A 1650-nucleotide genomic window follows, 5' to 3' on the forward strand; every position below is an offset into this window, starting at 1 on the left:
CCTTCCCCGAAGGGTCCGGAACGGCTTCACGGACTTAGCATCGCCTGATTCGATATTGGGCGTTTCAAAGCGGGTACCGGAATATCAACCGGTTGTCCATCGACTACGCCTGTCGGCCTCGCCTTAGGTCCCGACTTACCCTGGGCAGATCAGCTTGACCCAGGAACCCTTAGTCAATCGGCGCACACGTTTCTCACGTGTGTATCGCTACTCATGCCTGCATTCTCACTCGTGAACCGTCCACAACTAGCTTCCGCTGCTGCTTCACCCGGCACACGACGCTCCCCTACCCATCACAGCGGGCGTTGGCCCTATTGCTGCAATGACACGACTTCGGCGGTACGCTTGAGCCCCGCTACATTGTCGGCGCGGAATCACTTGACCAGTGAGCTATTACGCACTCTTTCAAGGGTGGCTGCTTCTAAGCCAACCTCCTGGTTGTCTCTGCGACTCCACATCCTTTCCCACTTAGCGTACGCTTAGGGGCCTTAGTCGATGCTCTGGGCTGTTTCCCTCTCGACCATGGAGCTTATCCCCCACAGTCTCACTGCCGTGCTCTCACTTACCGGCATTCGGAGTTTGGCTAAGGTCAGTAACCCGGTAGGGCCCATCGCCTATCCAGTGCTCTACCTCCGGCAAGAAACACACGACGCTGCACCTAAATGCATTTCGGGGAGAACCAGCTATCACGGAGTTTGATTGGCCTTTCACCCCTAACCACAGGTCATCCCCCAGGTTTTCAACCCTGGTGGGTTCGGTCCTCCACGAAGTCTTACCTCCGCTTCAACCTGCCCATGGCTAGATCACTCCGCTTCGGGTCTAGAGCGTGCAACTCAATCGCCCTATTCGGACTCGCTTTCGCTACGGCTTCCCCACACGGGTTAACCTCGCTACACACCGCTAACTCGCAGGCTCATTCTTCAAAAGGCACGCAGTCACGACCCATTGGGTAAACCCAATGAGCGACGCTCCCACGGCTTGTAGGCACACGGTTTCAGGTACTATTTCACTCCGCTCCCGCGGTACTTTTCACCATTCCCTCACGGTACTATCCGCTATCGGTCACCAGGGAATATTTAGGCTTAGCGGGTGGTCCCGCCAGATTCACACGGGATTTCTCGGGCCCCGTGCTACTTGGGAGATTCTTAAGCAAGCCGCTGATGTTTCGTCTACGGGGGTCTTACCCTCTACGCCGGACCTTTCGCATGTCCTTCGACTACATCAACGGTTTCTGACTCGCCGACCGGCCGGCAGACCGGTCAAAAGAATTCCCACAACCCCGCATGCGCAACCCCTGCCGGGTATCACACGCATACGGTTTGGCCTCATCCGGTTTCGCTCGCCACTACTCCCGGAATCACGGTTGTTTTCTCTTCCTGAGGGTACTGAGATGTTTCACTTCCCCTCGTTCCCTCCACACTGCCTATGTGTTCAGCAGTGGGTGACAGCCCATGACGACTGCCGGGTTTCCCCATTCGGACACCCCCGGATCAAAGCTCAGTTGGCAGCTCCCCGGGGCCTATCGCGGCCTCTCACGTCCTTCATCGGTTCCTGGTGCCAAGGCATCCACCGTGCGCCCTTAAAAACTTGGCCACAGATGCTCGCGTCCACTGTGTAGTTCTCAAGCAACGACCAGCCACCCATCACCCC

1 rRNA gene (cut by a window edge) is annotated in these 1650 nt (G+C 57.1%); it reads right to left on the reverse strand.

Features of this window, described 5'->3' with window-relative positions:
• Positions 1 to 1593 (reverse strand): 23S ribosomal RNA (locus AB0D94_RS37530); it reaches 1629 nt to the left of the window's first position.
• Positions 1594 to 1650: the final 57 nt, after the last annotated feature.

It is taken from the genome of Streptomyces sp. NPDC048255 (assembly GCF_040652415.1).
Taxonomy (GTDB): Bacteria; Actinomycetota; Actinomycetes; order Streptomycetales; family Streptomycetaceae; genus Streptomyces.